This window comes from Streptosporangium sp. NPDC020072 (assembly GCF_040631445.1).
Taxonomy (GTDB): Bacteria; Actinomycetota; Actinomycetes; order Streptosporangiales; family Streptosporangiaceae; genus Streptosporangium.
Map to the genome: position 1 here is coordinate 135452 of NZ_JBEYAB010000001.1, position 18062 is coordinate 153513.

Annotated in this window: 18 protein-coding genes; 10 read left to right on the forward strand and 8 right to left on the reverse strand. The window is 71.0% G+C overall.

Features of this window, described 5'->3' with window-relative positions; genetic code table 11:
• The first annotated feature begins 96 nt into the window (after window positions 1-96).
• The 5 genes from ABZ470_RS00635 to ABZ470_RS00655 are packed head-to-tail and all read left to right on the forward strand — an operon-like array spanning window position 97 to window position 6656.
• Entirely contained in the window at window positions 97-1386 is a 1290-nt protein-coding gene (locus ABZ470_RS00635; RefSeq protein ID WP_352010624.1) for an ABC transporter substrate-binding protein, read from the forward strand.
• Complete coding sequence (locus ABZ470_RS00640) at window positions 1380-2234, forward strand: sugar ABC transporter permease (protein ID WP_362773502.1); 855 nt, start codon at window positions 1380-1382, stop codon at window positions 2232-2234. Before ABZ470_RS00635 ends, ABZ470_RS00640 begins: the two co-directional genes overlap by 7 nt.
• Window positions 2231-3049 carry a carbohydrate ABC transporter permease gene (locus ABZ470_RS00645; protein ID WP_352010622.1) on the forward strand — a complete coding sequence of 273 codons (819 nt, stop codon included), beginning with the start codon at window positions 2231-2233 and terminating at the stop codon, window positions 3047-3049. Before ABZ470_RS00640 ends, ABZ470_RS00645 begins: the two co-directional genes overlap by 4 nt.
• Window positions 3046-4035, forward strand: a complete 990-nt coding sequence (locus ABZ470_RS00650) for a serine hydrolase domain-containing protein (RefSeq protein WP_362909068.1) — start codon at window positions 3046-3048, stop codon at window positions 4033-4035. Before ABZ470_RS00645 ends, ABZ470_RS00650 begins: the two co-directional genes overlap by 4 nt.
• Before the next feature lie 14 nt (window positions 4036-4049).
• Window positions 4050-6656: a family 78 glycoside hydrolase catalytic domain gene (locus ABZ470_RS00655; protein ID WP_362909070.1), complete on the forward strand. Its 2607-nt coding sequence runs from the start codon at window positions 4050-4052 to the stop codon at window positions 6654-6656.
• Window positions 6657-6723: 67 nt separating this feature from the next.
• On the opposite strand, the gene ABZ470_RS00660 is transcribed toward ABZ470_RS00655, so the two are convergent.
• Window positions 6724-7935 carry an MFS transporter gene (locus tag ABZ470_RS00660; RefSeq protein WP_362909072.1) on the reverse strand — a complete coding sequence of 404 codons (1212 nt, stop codon included), beginning with the start codon at window positions 7933-7935 and terminating at the stop codon, window positions 6724-6726.
• Window positions 7936-8037: 102 nt separating this feature from the next.
• On the opposite strand from ABZ470_RS00660, the gene ABZ470_RS00665 reads away from it, so the two are divergent.
• Window positions 8038-8874: a helix-turn-helix transcriptional regulator gene (locus tag ABZ470_RS00665; protein ID WP_352010618.1), complete on the forward strand. Its 837-nt coding sequence runs from the start codon at window positions 8038-8040 to the stop codon at window positions 8872-8874.
• Between the two features lie 77 nt (window positions 8875-8951).
• On the opposite strand, the gene ABZ470_RS00670 is transcribed toward ABZ470_RS00665, so the two are convergent.
• On the reverse strand, window positions 8952-9365 hold the full coding sequence (locus ABZ470_RS00670; RefSeq protein WP_352010617.1) for a VOC family protein: 414 nt from the start codon (window positions 9363-9365) through the stop codon (window positions 8952-8954).
• Between the two features lie 79 nt (window positions 9366-9444).
• Here ABZ470_RS00670 and ABZ470_RS00675 point away from each other — a divergent pair, with 79 nt between their 5' ends.
• Window positions 9445-10023, forward strand: coding sequence for a TetR/AcrR family transcriptional regulator (locus ABZ470_RS00675; protein WP_362909075.1), 579 nt, complete (start codon window positions 9445-9447; stop codon window positions 10021-10023).
• Between the two features lie 52 nt (window positions 10024-10075).
• On the opposite strand, the gene ABZ470_RS00680 is transcribed toward ABZ470_RS00675, so the two are convergent.
• The 6 genes from ABZ470_RS00680 to pabB form a co-directional block, all read right to left on the reverse strand.
• Window positions 10076-10867, reverse strand: coding sequence for a nucleotidyltransferase domain-containing protein (locus tag ABZ470_RS00680; protein WP_362909636.1), 792 nt, complete (start codon window positions 10865-10867; stop codon window positions 10076-10078).
• Window positions 10868-10878: 11 nt separating this feature from the next.
• A complete protein-coding gene (locus ABZ470_RS00685; protein ID WP_362909077.1) occupies window positions 10879-11292 on the reverse strand; it encodes a hypothetical protein in 414 nt (137 codons plus the stop codon).
• A 94-nt stretch (window positions 11293-11386) separates the two neighbouring features.
• Window positions 11387-11689, reverse strand: a complete 303-nt coding sequence (locus ABZ470_RS00690) for a hypothetical protein (RefSeq protein ID WP_362909079.1) — start codon at window positions 11687-11689, stop codon at window positions 11387-11389.
• A 204-nt stretch (window positions 11690-11893) separates the two neighbouring features.
• A complete protein-coding gene (locus ABZ470_RS00695) occupies window positions 11894-12157 on the reverse strand; it encodes a hypothetical protein (protein WP_362909081.1) in 264 nt (87 codons plus the stop codon).
• A gap of 136 nt (window positions 12158-12293) precedes the next feature.
• On the reverse strand, window positions 12294-12545 hold the full coding sequence (locus tag ABZ470_RS00700) for a carbohydrate-binding protein (RefSeq protein ID WP_362773525.1): 252 nt from the start codon (window positions 12543-12545) through the stop codon (window positions 12294-12296).
• Window positions 12546-12686: 141 nt separating this feature from the next.
• On the reverse strand, window positions 12687-14834 hold the full coding sequence (pabB, locus tag ABZ470_RS00705) for an aminodeoxychorismate synthase component I (RefSeq protein ID WP_362909638.1): 2148 nt from the start codon (window positions 14832-14834) through the stop codon (window positions 12687-12689).
• A gap of 181 nt (window positions 14835-15015) precedes the next feature.
• Between pabB and ABZ470_RS00710 the strand changes: the two genes are divergently transcribed.
• The 3 genes from ABZ470_RS00710 (at window position 15016) to ABZ470_RS00720 (ending at window position 18039) form a co-directional block, all read left to right on the forward strand.
• Window positions 15016-15585 carry a YceI family protein gene (locus ABZ470_RS00710; protein WP_352010609.1) on the forward strand — a complete coding sequence of 190 codons (570 nt, stop codon included), beginning with the start codon at window positions 15016-15018 and terminating at the stop codon, window positions 15583-15585.
• 321 nt (window positions 15586-15906) lie between these two features.
• Entirely contained in the window at window positions 15907-17316 is a 1410-nt protein-coding gene (locus ABZ470_RS00715; protein ID WP_362909083.1) for an APC family permease, read from the forward strand.
• A gap of 84 nt (window positions 17317-17400) precedes the next feature.
• A complete protein-coding gene (locus ABZ470_RS00720; protein ID WP_362909085.1) occupies window positions 17401-18039 on the forward strand; it encodes a GPP34 family phosphoprotein in 639 nt (212 codons plus the stop codon).
• The last annotated feature ends 23 nt before the right edge of the window (window positions 18040-18062 follow it).

The following is an 18062-nucleotide window of genomic DNA, read 5'->3' on the forward strand; positions in this document are numbered from 1 at the left end:
TGATCCTCAGGTCTACCTCTTGACGGACGATTCTCTCGTGCCCTACCAATGGAGAACGTTCTACACGATACCTCCCAAACGAACAGGAGCACGGGCGTGAACGCACCATCCCGTATGCTCAGCGCGGCGATCGGCGCCGTCCTCGCCCTGTCCCTCTCCGGCTGCGGATCCTCCGCCCCGGAGGGGACCGGTCAGGTGAAGCTGACCCTCTGGCACAACAGCGCGGACCCGGCGCCCCTGCTGGAGATGTACAAGAAGTTCGAGAAGCAGTCCGGCCACAAGATCGAGCTCGTGTCGATCCCGTCCGACGGCTTCGAGGACACCACCCAGACCAAGTGGGCCACCGGCGAGCGCCCGGACATCCTGGAGTACCACGCGACGGCGAGCGGCCTGCTCGCCCTCAACCCGGCCGAGAACCTGCGCGACCTGACAGGCGAGGCGTACATCGCCAGGTCCGGTGACCTCTACCAGAGCGCCGGAGCCGTCAACGGCAAGGTCTACGCCGCCATCACCGGCTTCCCCCAGGTCTTCGGCCTCTACTACAACAAGAAGGTCTTCACCTCGGCCGGGCTGACCCCGCCCACGAACTTCACCGAGCTCTCCGCCGCCTGCCCCAAGCTCAAGGCCGCCGGGGTCACCCCGGTCTTCGAGTCGGGCGGGTCCATCTGGCCGGTGCAGATCCTGCCCATCCTCTACCTGGCGAGCGCCAACCAGTCCAACGCGTACGGCAAGGCCATCTCCGGCCACACCAGCACCCTGGCCGACCCGGGCTCGCCCTTCGTCGCCGGCCTGACCGCCTACGCCAAGCTGCAGGCCGACGGCTGCTTCAACAAGGACATCGTCACCGCCAAGTTCGAGGACTCCATGAAGGCCCTCGTGACCGGCAAGGCCGCCATGGTCGCCCAGCACTCCGACATGCTCCCGGCCCTCCTCGCGGCCGCGGGCGGCGACCAGAAGACCGTCGACGAGTCCGTCGGCTTCGTCGGCCTGTCGAGCGAGAAGCCGCTCGCGACCTACGCGCCCGGCCCGATTGGCACGTTCTATCTGCCCAAGACCGGTGACGCGGCGCGGGAGAAGGCCTCGCTCGACTTCGTGCGCTTCATGACCGGCCCGGCCTACAACGAGTACATCACCGCGTCCAAGACCTTCCCCGTCTTCAAGGACGTGCCCAACCCGCAGGGCGTCTCGTCGGTGCTGCAGGACGTCAAGAAGGCCTACGACACCGGCGCGGTCATCGCCTTCAACTCCGACATCCCCGGCATGGGCGGCCTGGCGCAGCTCATGTCCGAGCTGATCGCCGGGCAGAAGGACCCGCAGAAGGCGGCGACCCAGCTGCAGGGCCAGGTCGAGCAGGCGGCCAAGGCGGCAGGGCTGCCCGGATGGTGATGCGGAACAGGGCGGCCTGGCTGCCGTGGGCACTGCCCGCGATCGTGCTGGTCACGGTCTTCTTCGTCGCCCCGTTCCTGCTCAACGTCCGGTTCGCGTTCTCCTCCTGGACGAGTTTCCGAGCCGAGATCACCTGGAACGGGCTGGAGAACGTCCGCACCCTGATCGAGCAGGACCTGCTGGCCAACGCGGTCACCGTGACCGTGCTGTACGCGATCATGTGCATGGCGATCCAGAACACGGTCAGCCTCTCGCTGGCCATGGCCCTCCAGCGGACCAGCGGGGTCAACACCGTCTTCCGTTCGGCCTTCTTCCTGCCGACGCTCATCTCGCCGCTGGCCGCCGGATACATCTGGCGCGGGCTGCTGGCCCCCGACGGGGCGATCAACTCCTTCCTCGGCATCGAGTGGGCGTGGCTTGGCGAACCGTCGACCGCGCTGGTGACGGTCGCGTTCATCGACGCGTGGAAGTGGAGCGGGCTGATCACCCTCGTCTACATCGCGGGCCTCAACTCCATCCCGAAGTCGCTGCTGGAGTCGGCGACCGTCGACGGGGCCGGGCCGTGGACCCGGTTCCGGCGGGTGGTGTTCCCGATGCTCGCCCCGGCGCTGACCTTCAACGTGGCGGTCACGCTGGTGGGCGCGCTCAGCGCCTACGACGTGATCGCCGCCACCACCGGCGGCGGGCCCGGCGACCACACCCGGGCCCTGAACGTGGTGATGCGCCAGCAGTGGGGGCAGGGCTTCTTCGGCTCCGCCAGCGCGCTGGGCTTCACCGTGACACTGCTGGTGATCGCCACCGCCGTGCCCCTCGTGTGGTGGCTGCGGCGTAGGGAGGTGACGGGATGAGGGCGGTCCTCAAGTACACGGCGCTGACGCTCTTCGCGATCCCGTGGGTGCTCGTACCCGTCTGGCTCGTGGTCGTCAACTCGTTCAAACCCGCGGGTGAGGCCGCCGAACTGGGCCTCGGACTGCCCAGGACGTGGGCGGTCGCCGAGAACTACGGCATCGTGCTCGACCGGGGCGGCTACCTGACGGGGTTGTTCAACAGCCTCAAGGTGACCGTGCCGATCGTGGTGGCCGTGGTGCTCCTCGGCGCGGCGGCGGCGTGGGCGTTCGGACGCAGCCGGTCGCGGTGGCTGCAGGCGGCCTACTTCGTGATGGGGCTGTCCATCCTGCTGCCGCCGTCGATCATCCCGACCGTCTACCTGCTGCGCGCCCTGTCGCTGGACGGCGGCACGCTCGGCTACGTGCTGACCATGACCGGCTGCCGCCTGGGCGTCGTGATCTTCCTGGCGACCGGGTTCGTCCGCGCGTTCCCTCCTGACCTGGAGCACGCCGCCTCCATCGACGGCGCCTCCCGCCCGCAGGTCTTCTTCCGCATCCTGCTGCCCCTGCTGCGGCCGGTGCTGTTCGTCGGCGGCGTGATCCTGATCATCAACGTCTGGAACGACTTCTTCTTCGCCCTCTTCCTGCTCCAGGGCAGCGCGAACGCCACGCTGCCGCTGAGCCTGTTCCAGTTCGCCTCGGGCACCCTGCAGAGCCTGAACTGGAACCTCGTCTTCGCCCACGTCCTGCTCACCACGCTGCCCCTCGTGGCGGTGTACGTCGCCGCGCAGAAGCGCGTCCTGGCCGGCCTCACGGAAGGTTCCCTGAAAGGATGACCACTCACGACATCGCGCTCGACTGGGTCAGGCGCGAGATCAAGGAGGGGCGGCTGCCCTGTGCGGTGTTCGGCGCCGCCACCTCCGACGGGATCCAGGTGCTGGAGGCCTTCGGCGAGCACGACGGCCGGGCGACCCGGATCGAGGACCACTTCGCGCTGTTCTCGGTGACCAAGCCGCTGACGGGGCTGGTCGCCATGCGTCAGGTCGAACGCGGGCTGCTGTCACTGCGCCGCCCGCTGCGGGACGCGCTGCCGAACTTCGCGCGGCCCGACGTGACGCTCTGGCACCTGCTCACCCACACCGGCGGCATCGCCGAGCAGACGCTCACACCCGACGACCTGCTGGAACACCTCGCCACCGCACCGTCGATGTTCGAGGCGGGCACGCTCAGCCACTACTCCAACCTGGCCTTCGCCGGCATCGCGGAGATGGTCCGCGACGTCACCGGGCGCGACCTGGCCGACCTGATCGACTCCGATCTGAACACGCTGGTGCCGGGCGGCGGGCGCATCACGTTCGACCCGGCGTGCGACGCGGCCGAGGTCCACGGTGTCGAACTGCTCGGGCCCGGCTTCGACTTCGACAAGTTCGTACGGCTCCGCCATCCGGCGGGGGCGCTGTTCTCCCGCGCCGAGGACCTCCTGGCGCTGGGCGGGGCGCTGCTGCGCGGCGACCGCGGGCTGATCCACCCGACCACCCTGGCCGCCATGACGACCCCGCAGACGACGGGCCTGGTCAAGCTGCAGCCCGACCCGGTCAACGCCGGGCAGGACTGGGGCCTCACCTGGAACCTGCGCCACTCGGCTCCCGGGCTGCTCGAACGGCGGCTGTACGGGCACGGTGGCGCCTCGGGGTGCCAGTGGTGGATGTACCCGGAGCAGGACGCGTGTTTCGTGCTGCTGATCAACGTGCTGGCGCCGCACCTGTCCGGTGTCGACATCGACGGCCTGCACAACGCCTTCACCACCGGGCTAGATGCGTGAACCGGGATTCGGGGGTGCTGGAGGTGCAGGTCTCAGGCGCGCAGACGCCGTTCATCCGTTCGGCCCCGCCCCGGTCACCGGCGGGCCTGACGTGCGGCCTGGCGGATCCGGTCGGCGTGGACGAGCCGTCGCCCCGGCTGTCGTGGAACGCCCGGCTGTCCGGGGAGGCCACCGTGGTGGTGTCCTCGGACGGGCGCGAGGTGTGGCGGTCGTCCGTACCCGCCGGGTCGCACGACGTGGACGTGCCGGATGGGCGGCTGGAGCCGCTGACGCCGTACACGTGGAGTGTGGAGGGGCACGCGACCGGCGCGTTCACCACGGGCCTGCGGGCGCGCGGCGCGTGGGACGCCCCCTGGCTGGCGGGTGACCCCCAGGCGGCGGTGAGCCTGCGCGGGTCGTTCACCTGGCGTCCCGCTCCCGGGCGCGCCTGGCTGGCCGTCACCGCGCTGGGCGTCTACCGGGCGCTGCTCAACGGGGTACGGCTGAGCGAGGAGGAACTGGCCCCCGGCTGGACCGACTACGCCCACAGGACGCGTTACCGGCTGCTGGAGCTCACTGAGCTGCTCGTGCCCGGGGAGAACGAGCTGGAGCTGTGGCTCGCCCCCGGCTGGTACGCGGGCCACGTCGCCGGCGGAGGCCCGCGCCGCTACGGCGACCGGCCCGCCGCCAGCGCCCAGGTGCTCGTGCGCGACGACGACGGGGTCCACCGCGTGCTCGCCACCGACGTGGCCTGGACCCGGCGGGATCTCGGCCGCCCGCGCGCCGACCTGGTGATGGGCGAGACCGTCCAGGCCCCCTCCCAGCGGACCGCCGAACCCGCCGAGACGACGGCCGTCCCGGAGATCCTGGTCGAGGCCGACCCCGCTCCCCCGGTGCGGGTGATCGGCACGGTGCCGGCCGTCTCCGTGACCGAACCCGCGCCGGGCGTCCAGGTGGCCGACTTCGGGCGCAACGTCGTCGGACGGGTACGGCTGCGCGTCGACGCGCCGGGCCCGGTACGGATCGTGGTGCGGCACGGGGAGGAGCTGACCGCGACCGGGCGGCTCTACACCGACAACCTGCGCACCGCGGACCAGCGTGACGAGTTCGTCCTCGGCCCCGGCTCGCACGTCGTTGAGCCCGCGTTCACCCTGCACGGGTTCCGCTACGCGGAGGTCACCGGCTGGCCGGGCGCGCTGACGCCGGACGACCTGGAGGCGGTGCTGCTGTCCTCCGCGCTCGCCGTCACCGGCTCGCTGACCGTGAGCGACCCCGCCGTACGGCAGCTCGTCGCCAACATCGGCGCGTCGGCGGACGGCAACCTGGTGAGCGTGCCGACCGACTGCCCGCAGCGTGACGAGCGGACCGGCTGGACGGCCGACATCTCGGTGTTCGGCTCGACGCTCAGCTTCCTGCGGCACACGCAGGCGTTCCTGTCCGGCTGGGTGACGACGCTGATCGACGGGCAACGGGCCGACGGCGCGATCCCGCACGTCGCGCCGGTCCTGCCCGAGTACGGATACGACTCCCCCGTGTGGTCCGACGCGCTGGTCGAGGTGCCGTGGCTGTTGTGGCGGCGCTACGGCGACGACCGCACGCTGCGCCGCGCGTACGACCCGATGCGGCGGTGGGCCGACTACTGCCTGGCCCAGGCCGAGGACGGCATCAGGCCGGGCAGGGCCCTGGGCGACTGGCTGGCCCCCGGCACGGTCGAGACGCCCAAGAGCCTCATCTCCACCGCCGCCCTCGCCCGCAGCCTCCGCCTGGTCGCGAACGTGGCCGACGTGCTCGGCGAGCCGCACGCACCGGAGTACGGCGAGGCGTTCACCCGCGTGTCAGGTGCCTTCCAGCGGGCCTTCCTCAGCGGGCCGAGGCTGCACACCGAGACGCAGACCGGCTACGCCGTCGCCCTCGCCTGGGACCTGGTCCCGCCCGAGGACAGGACCGCGGCGGCGCAGGCGCTGGCCGACCTGGTCCGCGCCGACGGGCACCGGCTCATGACGGGCTTCGTCGGCACCGCCCTGCTGCTGCCCGTGCTGTCGGAGACCGGCCACCACGACCTGGCGGGCCGGATCTTCAACCAGGAGGGCTACCCGTCCTGGCGCTACCAGCTCCGCGCCGGGGCGACGACCATGTGGGAGCGCTGGGACGCCTGGCACCACCGGCACGGCCTGCAGACCCCGGCCATGAACTCCTTCAACCACTACGCCTACGGCTGCGTGGGCGACTGGCTGTTCCGGCACGTGGCGGGCCTGGGCGACGACCCGCGCGGGACGGGTGGCGGCTTCGGCGAGCTGCTGCTGCGCCCCGGCCCCGTCCCGCTGCTGCGCCAGGCGCACGCCCGCTACGAGAGCGCGTCGGGGACCGTCGAGTCGGGCTGGCGGGCCGGGCCCGACGGGGTCCAGTTCACCTTCTCCGTCCCGGAGGGCGTGACCGCCCGCGCGGTGCTGCCCGTGCGGGGCGCGTGGGACGGGATGACCGTCAACGGCACCTTCCTCATGGGCCTCAACGAACAGCTGCCGACCACCAGGCTGGCCGACGGGGGCTGCGCCCTGAACCTGCCGCCGGGCCGCTGGTCGTTCACGGCTCCCGCCGCGGCCACGGCCCACCTCCTCCAGGAGTGGGACGACCTGGCCCGGTGAACCTCCGCGCGGACGTCTCTCCGGTTCACCGGCTGGAGGGACGTCCTTCGGCGGTACGGTTCCGGCGCTACCGGGGCGCCGGAACGCGGTCGGGAACCTCGCCCGTGGCCGGGCGCACCGTACCCCCGCCCGCCGCCAGCGCGACGATCGTCTGGCCGGCTGCGGCGGCGCACATCACCACGATCGGCACCCGCCACCCGGCGCTCACCGTGTGCAGCAGCCCGAAGACCACCGGCCCCGCCGCGGCCAGCAGGTAACCGATCGACTGCGCCATCGCCGACAACGCCCCCGCCACGTTCGCGTCCTGGGCGCGCAGGCCGATGAAGGCCAGCGCGAGCACCAGGCAGGCTCCGCCGCCCAGCCCCAGGACGACGCTCCACAGCGGCGCCGCCCCCGGCGCCACGAGAAGCCCGAGGTAGCCGAGAAGCATGACCGCCGAGCAGATCGCCGCCAGCACGCGTTGGTCACCCGCCCGGCGCATCACACCGGGTACCGCCAGGCTGGTCAGCACCGCGACCGCCTGGAACAGGAACAGCAGCCATCCCGCGGTGGCCGCGCTCGTGCCGTTGTCCTGAAGGAACCGGGGCAGCCACGTCACGACGACGTAGAAACCCAGCGACTGCAGCCCCATGAACGCCGTGACCGCCCACGCCAGCCCGGAGCCCCACGGCAACCGGTGCCCTCGAACGGCCTGTACGGCACGCCGTGGAGCCCGCATCTGCGGAAGCCACAGCAGGACGGCCACCAGCGCGAACAGGACCCAGCAGCCCAGCGCGGTGTACCAGCCGCCGGGAGCGACCTCGCTGATCGGCACCGCCACCCCGGACGCGACCGCGGCGACGCCACCCATCACCGTGGCGTAGGCGCTGGTCAGCATCCCCACCCTGGTCGGGAAGTCGCGCTTTATGAGACTCGGCAGCAGCACGTTGCCCACGGCGATGCCCGCCCCGATCAGTACGGTTCCCGTGAACAGGCCGGCCGCCACCGGCACCCACCGCAGTGCGATCCCCAGCGTCAGCACCATGAGCGCGCCCCCGAGGAGCCGCTCGGCCCCCCACCGCACGGCCAGCCGGGGCACCAGCGGGGACAGCGCCGCGAACGTCAGCAGCGGCAGCGTGTTCAGCAGGCCCGCCACGGCCGGGACCAACCCCAGATCGGCCTGCACCTGATCCAGCAACGGCCCGACACCGGTCAGACTCGCCCGCAGGTTCGCCGCCACCACGAGCAGCCCCCACACCAGCAACACCTGACCGGAACGTCGTGTCGACACATTCTCCATGCGCACCACGATCACGCCACACGGTGTCCGGCGGCCAGACCGAACCCAGGCTGGCCCCAGGAGGGCCACCCTCCTGGGCGCACGACCGGATACCTTTTCGGAGTGGGAACGCCACTGGGGGATTTCATCCGGGCCAGACGTGACAGCATCCAGCCGGAGTCCTGCGGGCTGCCGGACCGTGACCGCCGCCGGTCACCCGGTCTGCGGCGGCAGGACCTCGCCGCGCGGGCCGGTGTCAGCGTCGAGTATCTGACCCGTATCGAGCAGGGCCGCGACCGCAACCCGTCTCCGGCGGTCGTCAACGCCCTCGCCGACGCGCTCCGTCTCAGCCCCTCCGAACGCAACCACCTGCGCTACCTCGCGAAGATCACCGGCGAGGGGTGCTCGGTCCACATCCGGCCCGTGCCGCCGTCCCGGCACGTGCGGCCGTCCGTCCTGCGGACACTGAGTCTCCTCGAACCCGGTGTCGCCATCGTGACCAACCGGCTGGGTGACGTCCTCGCCCACACCAGCGGCTACCGGTCGATCACCGAGGGAACCGGCCTGCTCGACGCCGCCCGTCCGAACCTCAACCGCTACCTGTTCACCGACCCCCGCGCCCGGACGTTCTTCGTCGACTGGGACGACGTCGCGGACGAGCAGGCCTTCGACCTGTGGCAGGCGCCGTCCCTTGAGAACCTGGAGTGGCTCACCGCCGAGCTCACCCCCGTCGCCGGGCCTGACCTCACCCGCCGCCTGAGGCGTCACGCGGTGCCACGACGTGGTGTTCTCCGGCTCGACCACCCGGAAGGACACCGGCTTCGCCTGCTTCGCGAGACGTTCGAACTGCCCGCCGAGGCGCAGCAGCTCGTCGTCTTCCTCCCCGCCGACGACCGGACGGCCGAGGCCGTCGACCACCTCCGGCGCCGCTCCCACGGCCGTCTCCGGTCCATCTCCTGAGGGATCTCAGGAGACGGGCTTCGACCGGGCCGGGCAGGCCTCTCAAGCCGGGCCGTGGCGCCGGCCGCGGACACAGATCACTCCCTGAACTGCTCGGCGTACTCGGCGGAGGGCTCGATCGGTGTGATCACGTCGATCAGCACCCCGTTGGGGTCGGCGACGATGAAGTGCCGCTGCCCGAAGTCCTCGCTGCGCAGCTCCAGTTCGGGCCGCAGGCCGTGCCGTACGACCAGCCGCTCCCACTCCGCGTCGACGTCCTCCACCTCGAAGTTGAGCAGCAGCCCCCGCACCGGCGCCCGGTAGGCCTCGGGCAGCGACGGGTGCCGGTGGTCGAGCAGAGCCAGCTCGTACGGCTGCGCGCCGGGACGCCGCAGGCTCACGTACCAGTCCGCCTCGAAGGTCGGTTCGAAACCGAACAACTCGACGTAGAAGTCCCGGCTCTCGGCCAGGTGCTCGGTGCAGACGACCGGATAGAAGCTGGTCAGGATCATGGCGAACCCCTTTCACATACCGTTGGTATGCGAAAGCTAGTTGGCGTACCATCGGTATGTCAAAAGCGCGAGGAGGGACATGGGCAGAGCAGAGCAACGCGAGCAGACCAGGCGCGCACTGCTGCGGGAGAGCAGGCGGCTGTTCGCGGCCGAGGGGTACGGAGCCGTGGGCCTGTCCCAGATCGTCGACGCCGCCGGCGTCACCAAGGGTGCCCTCTACCACCACTTCGACGGCAAGGCGGCGCTGTTTCGCGCCGTCCTCGCCCAGGTGCAGGAGGAGGTCGGCCGGCACGTGGCCGCGACCGCCGACGCCGAGCCGGACCCCTGGGACCGGCTCGTCGCCGGATGCCACGCCTTCCTCACCGCGAGCACCGGCCCGGACGTCCGGCGGATCATGCTGATCGACGGCCCCGCCGTACTCGGCTGGAGGGAGTGGCGCGCCCTCGACGAGGCCGCCTCGGCGCGTCATCTCGCCGACGCGCTGACCCTGCTGATGGAGACCGGTGTCATCCCCGAGCGACCGGTCGCCCCCCTGACCCACCTGCTCTCCGGCGCCATGAACGAGGCCGCCCTGTGGCTCGCCGACTCGGCCGACCCCGGCGACCTCGCCGAGACCGAAGCCGCCCTCACCCGCATGCTGGAGTCCCTGCGCTCCTGACCCTCATCTGAGGACGACCGTGACCCCAGCCCCCAAAGAAAGGATCAGGCTCTCAGGGCCGCTGGTCTCCTTCGGCGGACCAGGTGCGGGTGTAGGCGTCGATCAGCCATCGGTCGGCGCGGTCACCGTCGGGGGTCTCGGGCAGCGGCGAGGTGGACAGCAGCTTTTCGAGGCGCGCTTCGAGGTCGGCGGCGACGGCGAGGGTCTCCTCCCTGGTGTACTCGCCTTTCCTGATGCCGATGATCAGGGACCGCCACGGTTCGGGCATGGGGAGGGTGATCGTGCCGTTTTCCATGAGCTCGACCCCCTGCGCGCCGAGGCGGACCATGTGCCCTGCGAACTTCGTGTCATATCCGTGCAGGGCGATCAGCTCGGGCCGGTTGGTGCGTTTCCCGTTGGGGTGCCCCACCATGCGGTCCCGCTGGGACCGGAGATAGCCGAGGAAGCGGTGGCCCGCCTGGCGGGACAGGATGAAACCGGGCCCCTCCGCGAGAAGGTCACGGCCGAGGTCGGTGATGGAGACGATCTCGGACTCGGGCACGAAGAGCCCCAGCAGGACCGTGGGGTTGCCGTCCAGGGCCAGCCGCATCCACTTGCGGAGACTGTAGACGGTCAGATCGAGATCACCGTGGCCGGAGCGGACGCCTTCGGGCTGGGTGCGATAGACGTACTGGTCGAACCTGCGCAGCCCCACGACGTAGGCGGCGGGCTCGACGCAGATGCCCATCTCGTCGCGGTCGTCGGTGCCCGCGATGGCCGTGCCGTGCAGCCCGGACCCGACCTGGAAGCGGAAGATCGTGTGCTTGTCGGCGATCTCCTGAAACTCGGGGCCGCCGTGCTTCATCCACCCGGCCATCAGTAGTTCCCCTCGGCGACCTGGAGCACGGTCAAGCCCAGCGAGCGCCACATGGCGGTGACGGAGGCCCGGTCGTCGATGACCCCGGCGACGGGACGGTGGGCGAAGCGCCTGGTGTAGATCTCGCGCTTCACGACCGTGTCGGGCCGGTCGTCGTGGTCACCACGCATCCACACCTCGGTGTCGCCGAGGCTGGTGACGTGGGTGGCGAGCCACATCTCGGTCTGGCGGCGGCACTGCTCCTTGCGTCCCGAGACGAACGCGACGGGGTGTCCGGCGAGGAGAAGGGCCTGGACGACGGCGACGACGGGAGGGTTGGGAGTGTCCTCCCCCACCCGGTGCCAGTCGTACGGGCGCCGGTCTCCGCGCAGAGCGAGAGTGCCGTCGATGTCCACGATCCACACGGGACTCACCGGACATCGCACCTTTCAACCCCGAAGACCGGCATTTCGCTCACTCTTCTTCCTCTATGGAGGGAACGGAGGAAAGAGGCTAACAGTGAGATCGCTATTTCCTCTTCGGATTTCCCCTTGAGAGGGACGCCCCGAGGCTGATGACTCCGGCCAGGAGGGGGAAGACGGCCGTGGCGCCCCAGCGCCACTCCCCCGCCCAGATCCAGGCGAGCAGCATCGCCACCGCCATGGCGAACAGGGCGAGCGCCAGCCACATGGCGGGGCCGGAAGGCGTCACCTCGGCCTGGGTCCTGACACTCCACTGGCTCGGTGGCAGACCGGCGTCGCGAAGCGCCTGGACGACGGCGCCGTACTGGTCATCGGTCACGTCGGTGACCGTGATCCGCAGAGTGGTCACTGCTGTTTCCTCGCTTCCGGTCCGGAGAGGTCCATTTGACCCTCTCCCGGACCGGGACCACCACCGGCGTGCCCGCTCGTTCCACGCCCACGGGGAGGCGGCGCACAGGGCCGTGTGCGGGACGCCGACCGGTTGGGTTCACGGGCGCGGGAAAGGAAGCCGTCCCCGTTCAGGAGAAAGGCGTCTGAAACTCCGTGCCGACGGTCAGACCCGTGGGAGGGATTCCTGGGCGAAGGCGATGACGATGTATCTGCCGTTGGCGTAGCTGGTCACGGGGCGCTGGAGCAGCTCTCCCGCCCTGCGGGCCACCGACTGGAACAGTTCGACCATCTCCGGGGTGTCGGCGGACACCCGAAAGCTCCCGTCGGTGGTGAGGTGGTGGACGACGAGGGGGACGAAGCCCGCCTCCGCCCGGACTCTCTCCTCCTGGTCGAGGGGGGTGCGCCGTGTGCTGGGGGAAAGGGTCATCGCTGTGCTCCTCGCGGTCGCCGGCCCTCCAGCATGCCACCGCGCACGACCGGCACGAACTCCATGCCTCGGGATGAGAAGACCACCGAACCGCGTCCGGCCGGCGGGGGAACCGGGGGCGGCCGGACGCGGGCCGTCACTGCACGAGCTGCCACAGGCCCGGGGTGTTGGGCGGCGCCCAGCTCAGGTTGCACGTGTGACTCGCCAGGCAGCGGTAGACGTGGCCTTCGTAGTAGTACAGGTCGCCCACGTTGCAGGAACGTCCGACCTGCCAGGCCTGGATCCCCACCGCGTGGTGGGCGACCTCGGCCGTCGCGGGCTGCGCGCCGTACGGGATGGCGCCCAGCGCGGCGGCGGTGAGAAGGGCGGCGATGACACTGCGCTTCATGGTGCCTCCTTCAGGGTGTTCCTCCCACAATGTCCGTACTCGGCGGGAACCGATAGCCAACGTTTTTCCATGCCCCGCCGCTATACCTCCGGCCGGACCGTGCCCTGATCCGCCCTGCCCGTTCTCCGGGAGGCCCGGTCGTCAGTGTGGTCGTACGGCCTGGAGCGGGCGCAGGGGGGCACGGGCCTTCAGCAGCATCTCCTCGTACTCGGCGGCCGGGTCCGAGTCCAGCACGACGGCCCCTCCCGCGCCCACGGTGAGGTGGCCGTCGCCGATCACCGCGGTGCGGATCACGATGTTGAGGTCGCTCGCGCCGCTGAGCGCGAAGTAGCCGAGCGTCCCGGAGTAGATCCCCCTCGGGGCGCCTTCGAGCCTGTCGATGATCTCCATGGTCCTGATCTTCGGCGCGCCCGTCATCGAGCCGCCGGGGAAGCAGTGCCGGGTGGCGGTCAGCGCGTCCACGTCCGCGCGCAGCCTGCCCCGTACGGTGGAGACCAGCTGGTGCACGGTCGTGTACGACTCGACCGCCATGAAGTTCGGCACCTCGACCGTGCCGACCTCGCAGATCCGCCCCAGGTCGTTGCGGAGCAGGTCCACGATCATCAGGTTCTCCGCGCGGGTCTTGGGGTCCCCCGCCAGGCCGTCGCGGACGAGACGGTCGAGGACGGGGTCGGGGTTGCGCGGGGCCGTACCCTTGATCGGTTTCGACTCCACGGTGCGGTCACGGGTGACCCGCAGGAAGCGTTCCGGTGAGGAGCACGCGACCCGGTGCCGGTCCCACCGCAGGAAGGCCGCGTACGGCGCGGCGTTGAGCAGGCGCTGGCGCGTGTAGAAGTCCAGCGGGTCCCCGGTGTACGGCAGCCGCGCCGTGGTGGTCAGGCAGATCTCGTAGCTCTCCCCCGCCCGCAGCAGGCGGTGGCATTCGGCGATGTCGGCCAGGTAGCCGTCGCGGGAGCGGGCCAGCCATGGTTCGACGTCGAACTCCTCCTGGGCGGCGGGTCGGGCGGCGGGTTCCCCGGAGGTTCCCCCGGCGGGCAGGTCCGCGGCGACCAGGTCGGCCCAGCGGTCGGCCTCCCGCGCGTCCTCAGGGCCGGGCCCGGCCAGGGCGACCACGTAGGTGCGGCCCGCCAGGTGGTCGATCGCGACGAAACGGGTGGCCGAGATCCACACGGCGTCCGGCAGGCCGGAGCGGTGGGCGGCGGCTCCGGACGAGCCGAACGACTCGGCCTTCATCTCGTAGCCCAGGTAGCCGACGTATCCGCCGTCGAGGTCGAAGGGCAGGCCGGGGTCGTCGCCGAGCGCGCGTTCGGCCAGCCGCCTGGCGAGGACGTCGTAGACGGAGCCGGGCAGGGAGGTCGTCGTGCCGTCGGCGGCCGTCGAGGTGACCTTCCCGTCGCCGACCCGGTAGCGCAGCGTCTCGCCGTGGCGGCCGCCTCCGTCGCCGACGAAGGAGAACCTGGACAGACCGGGTTCGACCCGGCTGCTGTCGAGCCAGAAGGCCGAGGGGCTCTCGGCGAACCAGCGGCGGAAGGTCCGCTCGGCGTCGGCCTCGAAGGCGGCGGTGCGCACCCTGAGGAGCCATCCACCGCCTAGCCCGCGCTCCCCCGGTGCCACCGGGCCGTGCTCCACCAGGGGATCGCGGTCCCGTGAGGGCACGGCCTCAGGCTCGTGCTCCCGTGAGGGTACGGCGCCGCCCCGGGTGAGGGTGATCCGCTCGCGGGCGAGGGTGGCGAAGTTCTCCACCAGGCGGGCGCCGTACCGGGTGCCGACGGACTCGGGGTGGAACTGCACCCCCCACCAGGGGCGCGTACGGTGCCGCAGCGCCATCGTCACCCCGTCCCCGGTCCAGGCGGTCGTGACGAGGTCGGGCGCCCCGCCGGGTTCGACGCACAGCGAGTGGTAGCGCACCGCGGCGAAGTCCTGCGGGATCCCGGTGAACAGGTCCGTCCCCAGGTGCCTGACCCGGTCGACGTAGCCGTGACGCGGCTCCGGGGCGGGCACGACCTCGCCACCGGCCAGCCAGCCGAGGGCCTGGTGGCCGAGGCAGACGCCGAGCACGGGCAGCCGGGTCGTGCGCAGCAGGTCGGCGGCCAGTCCGAGATCGCGTGGCTCCTGCGGTCTTCCCGGGCCGGGTGAGACCACGATCGCGTCGTAGTCCGCCTGGCCGGCCTCCCGCAGCGCGGCCGAGTCGTTGCGGGCCACGACCGGCATCCGCCCGTAGACCTGGGCCATGAGCTGCGCCAGATTGAAGGTGTACGAGTCGTAGTTGTCGATGAGCAGCACCCGCACGACGCCTCCAGGGTCAACGGCCTGCCGCCGGGAACGGAACGCCGCCTGGAGCTCGTCGGCCCGTGAGACGATTCGGCGCGGCCGTTTGTCCCTTTCGTCCCCGCACGGCGCCGCCAAGTCTACGGTCACCCCGGAGGTTCCCCCGGACGGCGGAGACCGCGACCGGAGTTAGCCTGAGGGGGTGGACATCGTCACCGGCACCTACCCGCTGGGCCCGGGCAACGGTCCGCTGCTGGTGCGCACGACCCGCACCGGGCTGGGCGCCAAGGCCGGGCACGACCTGACGCTTGAGGCGGCCCGCTGGCACGGCGAGGCGGTCGTGGACGCCGAGGACCCGGCCCGTTCCTCGGTGTCCGTCGAGGTGGACGCGACCTCGTTCCAGGTGCGCGAGGGGGTCGGCGGGGTCAGGCCCCTGAGCGACGCCGACCGGCGGGACATCCTGCGCAACATCGGGGAGAAGGTCCTGGGCACGGCCCGGCATCCGGTGATCGCGTTCCGGTCCTCCCTGGTCGCGGGCGCCCCGGAGGCGTTCCGCGTCGAGGGCGACCTCACCCTCGCCGGAGTCACCCGGCCCGTCACGATCGACGCCCTGCTGGCGGACGGGCGCGTGCGCGGCTCTGTCACGCTCACACAGAGCCGGTGGGGCATCAAGCCCTACTCCGCCCTGTTCGGCGCGCTGCGCCTGAGCGACGAGGTCGGCGTCTGGTTCGACCTGGTTCTCGCGCCGGACGTCCCTTCGCGGGACGCCTGACGGATCCCGCCCCTCACAGGGCTCTTGACACCCCGCCCGCTCGCCCCGAACCTCTCACGGGGCGCCTCACACCGCGCCCGTCCGGCTCCTCACCCCGTGAGCCGCCTCTCCTGCGGGGTGCTTGACCCGGCGCGCCATCAGACTTCCCAGGCCGCCAGATAACCCCTGTTTTTGGGGAAAATATGACGATATATGGTACGCGCTTGCGGCATTCCGTGCACTGCGGAAGGATCACCGGACACGCTCCGCCACCGTCCGTCATCACCCCCCGGGCGGGCGGACGCGCCCGCACATTGACAGATGACGCCACAGGAGGCTGTCGTGCAGCCGCAGGAGAGCATCGAGCGGTTCGGATACCGGCAGGAACTGCGCCGTGGGATCGGCCTGGTCGACCTGGTGTTCTACGGCCTGATCTTCATGGTTCCCATAGCCCCGTTCGCAATCTTCGGTTCGGTCTACTTCACCTCGGGCGGCATGCCGGTCCTGACCTACCTGGTGGGAATGGTCGCGCTGCTGTTCACCGCGGCCTCCTACGCGCAGATGGTCAAGGCGTTCCCGCTGTCCGGTTCGGTCTACAACTACGCGGGCCGTGGCATCTCCGCGCCGGTCGGCTTCATGACCGGATGGGCGATCCTGCTCGACTACGTACTCGCCCCGTGCCTGCTGTACCTCGTCGCCTCGATCGCGATGCACTCGACCGTGCCGCAGATCCCGGTGTGGCTGTGGCTGCTCTTCTTCGTGGCCGTCAACACCGTGATCAACCTGCGGGGCGTCCGGATGACGATGAACCTCACCAAGGTGATGATCATCGCCGAGCTGGCCGTGCTGGCGCTGTTCCTGGTGATCGGCTTCTGGGCCCTGCTTGAGGGCAGGGGCAGGGACTTCAGCCTCTCCCCGCTGTTCAACCCGGAGACCTTCTCCTGGCCGGTCGTGTTCGGCGCGGTGTCCATCGCCGTCCTGTCCTTCCTCGGCTTCGACGGGATCAGCATGCTGGTCGAGGAGTCGACCGGCGGATCCGCCCAGGTCGGCAGGGCCATGCGGCTGGCCCTGATCCTGGCGGGCGTGCTGTTCGTCGCCCAGGTCTGGGTCGCCGCCCTGCTGGTACCCGACCCCGAGGGGCTGCTGAAGCAGGCCTCGGACACCGCCTTCTACGACGCCGCGGCCGTCGCGGGCGGCGAGACGCTCTCCCACATCGCCGCGACCGCGACCGCGATCTCCTGGGGGCTGGCCAACACCCTGGTCGCCCAGGTCGCCGTCTCCCGCCTGCTCTACGCGATGGCGCGGGACAGGCAGCTGCCGTCCTTCCTGGCCAAGGTCTCGGTGCGGCACTCGGTGCCGACCAACGCCATCCTGCTCGTCGCCGGGCTCTCCGTCGCGCTCGGGCTGTTCATGTCCGCCAGGGAGGACGGCGTCAGCCTGCTCGGCAGCCTGATCAACATGGGCGCGCTGGTCGCCTTCGTCGTGCTGCACGTCTCGGTCGTCGTGCACTACGTGGTCCGCATGCGCTCGGCCGCCTTCTGGTCGCATCTCGTCGTGCCGCTGGTCGGGATGGCGATCCTGATCTTCGTCGTGATCAACGCCAACGTCATGGCCCAGACGGTCGGCCTGCTCTGGCTCGCCCTGGGCGCCCTGGTCCTGGCCGCCCTGTACGCCATGGGCCGCAGGCCGTCCCTGCCCGACCTGCCGGGTTCCCACGAGGCAGGGAAGAGCAAGGCCGTACACGGCCGGTAGGGGCCCCGCCCCGTCCCGGACCGGCCGCTGCTAAGGACGACCTCGGCGAAGGCGAAAGACGACCGTAGCGAAGGACGACCACGCATGAACGGGCTGCCGCTCCCCCAGGAGCTGTACCTCATCGCCCACGACCAGTCGGGCAGACCCCTGGTCCATCCCTCGTCGATGGCCATCGGGCTGGCCGGGGCCGCGCTGCTCGAACTGGTCGTCGGCGAACGTGTCACCGTCTCCGGCGGCAGGGGCGCCCTGGCCGACGACACCACTCTCGGTGACGCGGTCGTGGACGGCCTGCTGTCCCTGGTACGGCGGGACCGCTCGGGCGGGGACGTCAGGTCCTGGATCAGGCAGGCCGCCGGGGAGGTCTGCCGGCACACCCAGGCGAGCCTGGTCACCGCGGGCGCCCTCGCCCAGGTGACCAGGCGCCGCATGGGCCTGCTCTCGCAGACCCGCCACGAGATCACCGACATGGCGTGGGTGGTGCGGGCCTGCTCCGGGGTGCGCGCCGCGGCGGAGGGCAGGGAGCCGCCCGACGCGCGTTGCGCCGCGCTGTGCGGCCTGGTCGGCGTGCTGGAGGTGGACGCGGCGCTCTATCTCGGCCAGCCGTCGAACCAGCTCGTCGTCCGCCTGCGCGCCATCGCCGCCGAGCACTCCCCCATGATCAGGGAGGTCATCGGCATCGTCGAGACCCTCATCCGCGATGCCGCCGTCGCCATCTACCGCTGACCCCCAGGAGACCCGGTGCCGTT

Bases quoted from the DNA above. Each gene is read 5' to 3' on its own strand.
- ABZ470_RS00640 (WP_362773502.1), top strand. From the start codon at position 1,380: ATGGTGATGCGGAACAGGGCGGCCTGGCTGCCGTGGGCACTGCCCGCG.
- ABZ470_RS00645 (WP_352010622.1), top strand. From the start codon at position 2,231: ATGAGGGCGGTCCTCAAGTACACGGCGCTGACGCTCTTCGCGATCCCG.
- ABZ470_RS00650 (WP_362909068.1), top strand. From the start codon at position 3,046: ATGACCACTCACGACATCGCGCTCGACTGGGTCAGGCGCGAGATCAAG.
- ABZ470_RS00660 (WP_362909072.1), bottom strand. From the start codon at position 7,935: ATGGAGAATGTGTCGACACGACGTTCCGGTCAGGTGTTGCTGGTGTGG.
- ABZ470_RS00670 (WP_352010617.1), bottom strand. From the start codon at position 9,365: ATGATCCTGACCAGCTTCTATCCGGTCGTCTGCACCGAGCACCTGGCC.
- ABZ470_RS00675 (WP_362909075.1), top strand. From the start codon at position 9,445: ATGGGCAGAGCAGAGCAACGCGAGCAGACCAGGCGCGCACTGCTGCGG.
- ABZ470_RS00680 (WP_362909636.1), bottom strand. From the start codon at position 10,867: ATGAAGCACGGCGGCCCCGAGTTTCAGGAGATCGCCGACAAGCACACG.
- ABZ470_RS00695 (WP_362909081.1), bottom strand. From the start codon at position 12,157: ATGACCCTTTCCCCCAGCACACGGCGCACCCCCCTCGACCAGGAGGAG.
- ABZ470_RS00700 (WP_362773525.1), bottom strand. From the start codon at position 12,545: ATGAAGCGCAGTGTCATCGCCGCCCTTCTCACCGCCGCCGCGCTGGGC.
- ABZ470_RS00720 (WP_362909085.1), top strand. From the start codon at position 17,401: ATGAACGGGCTGCCGCTCCCCCAGGAGCTGTACCTCATCGCCCACGAC.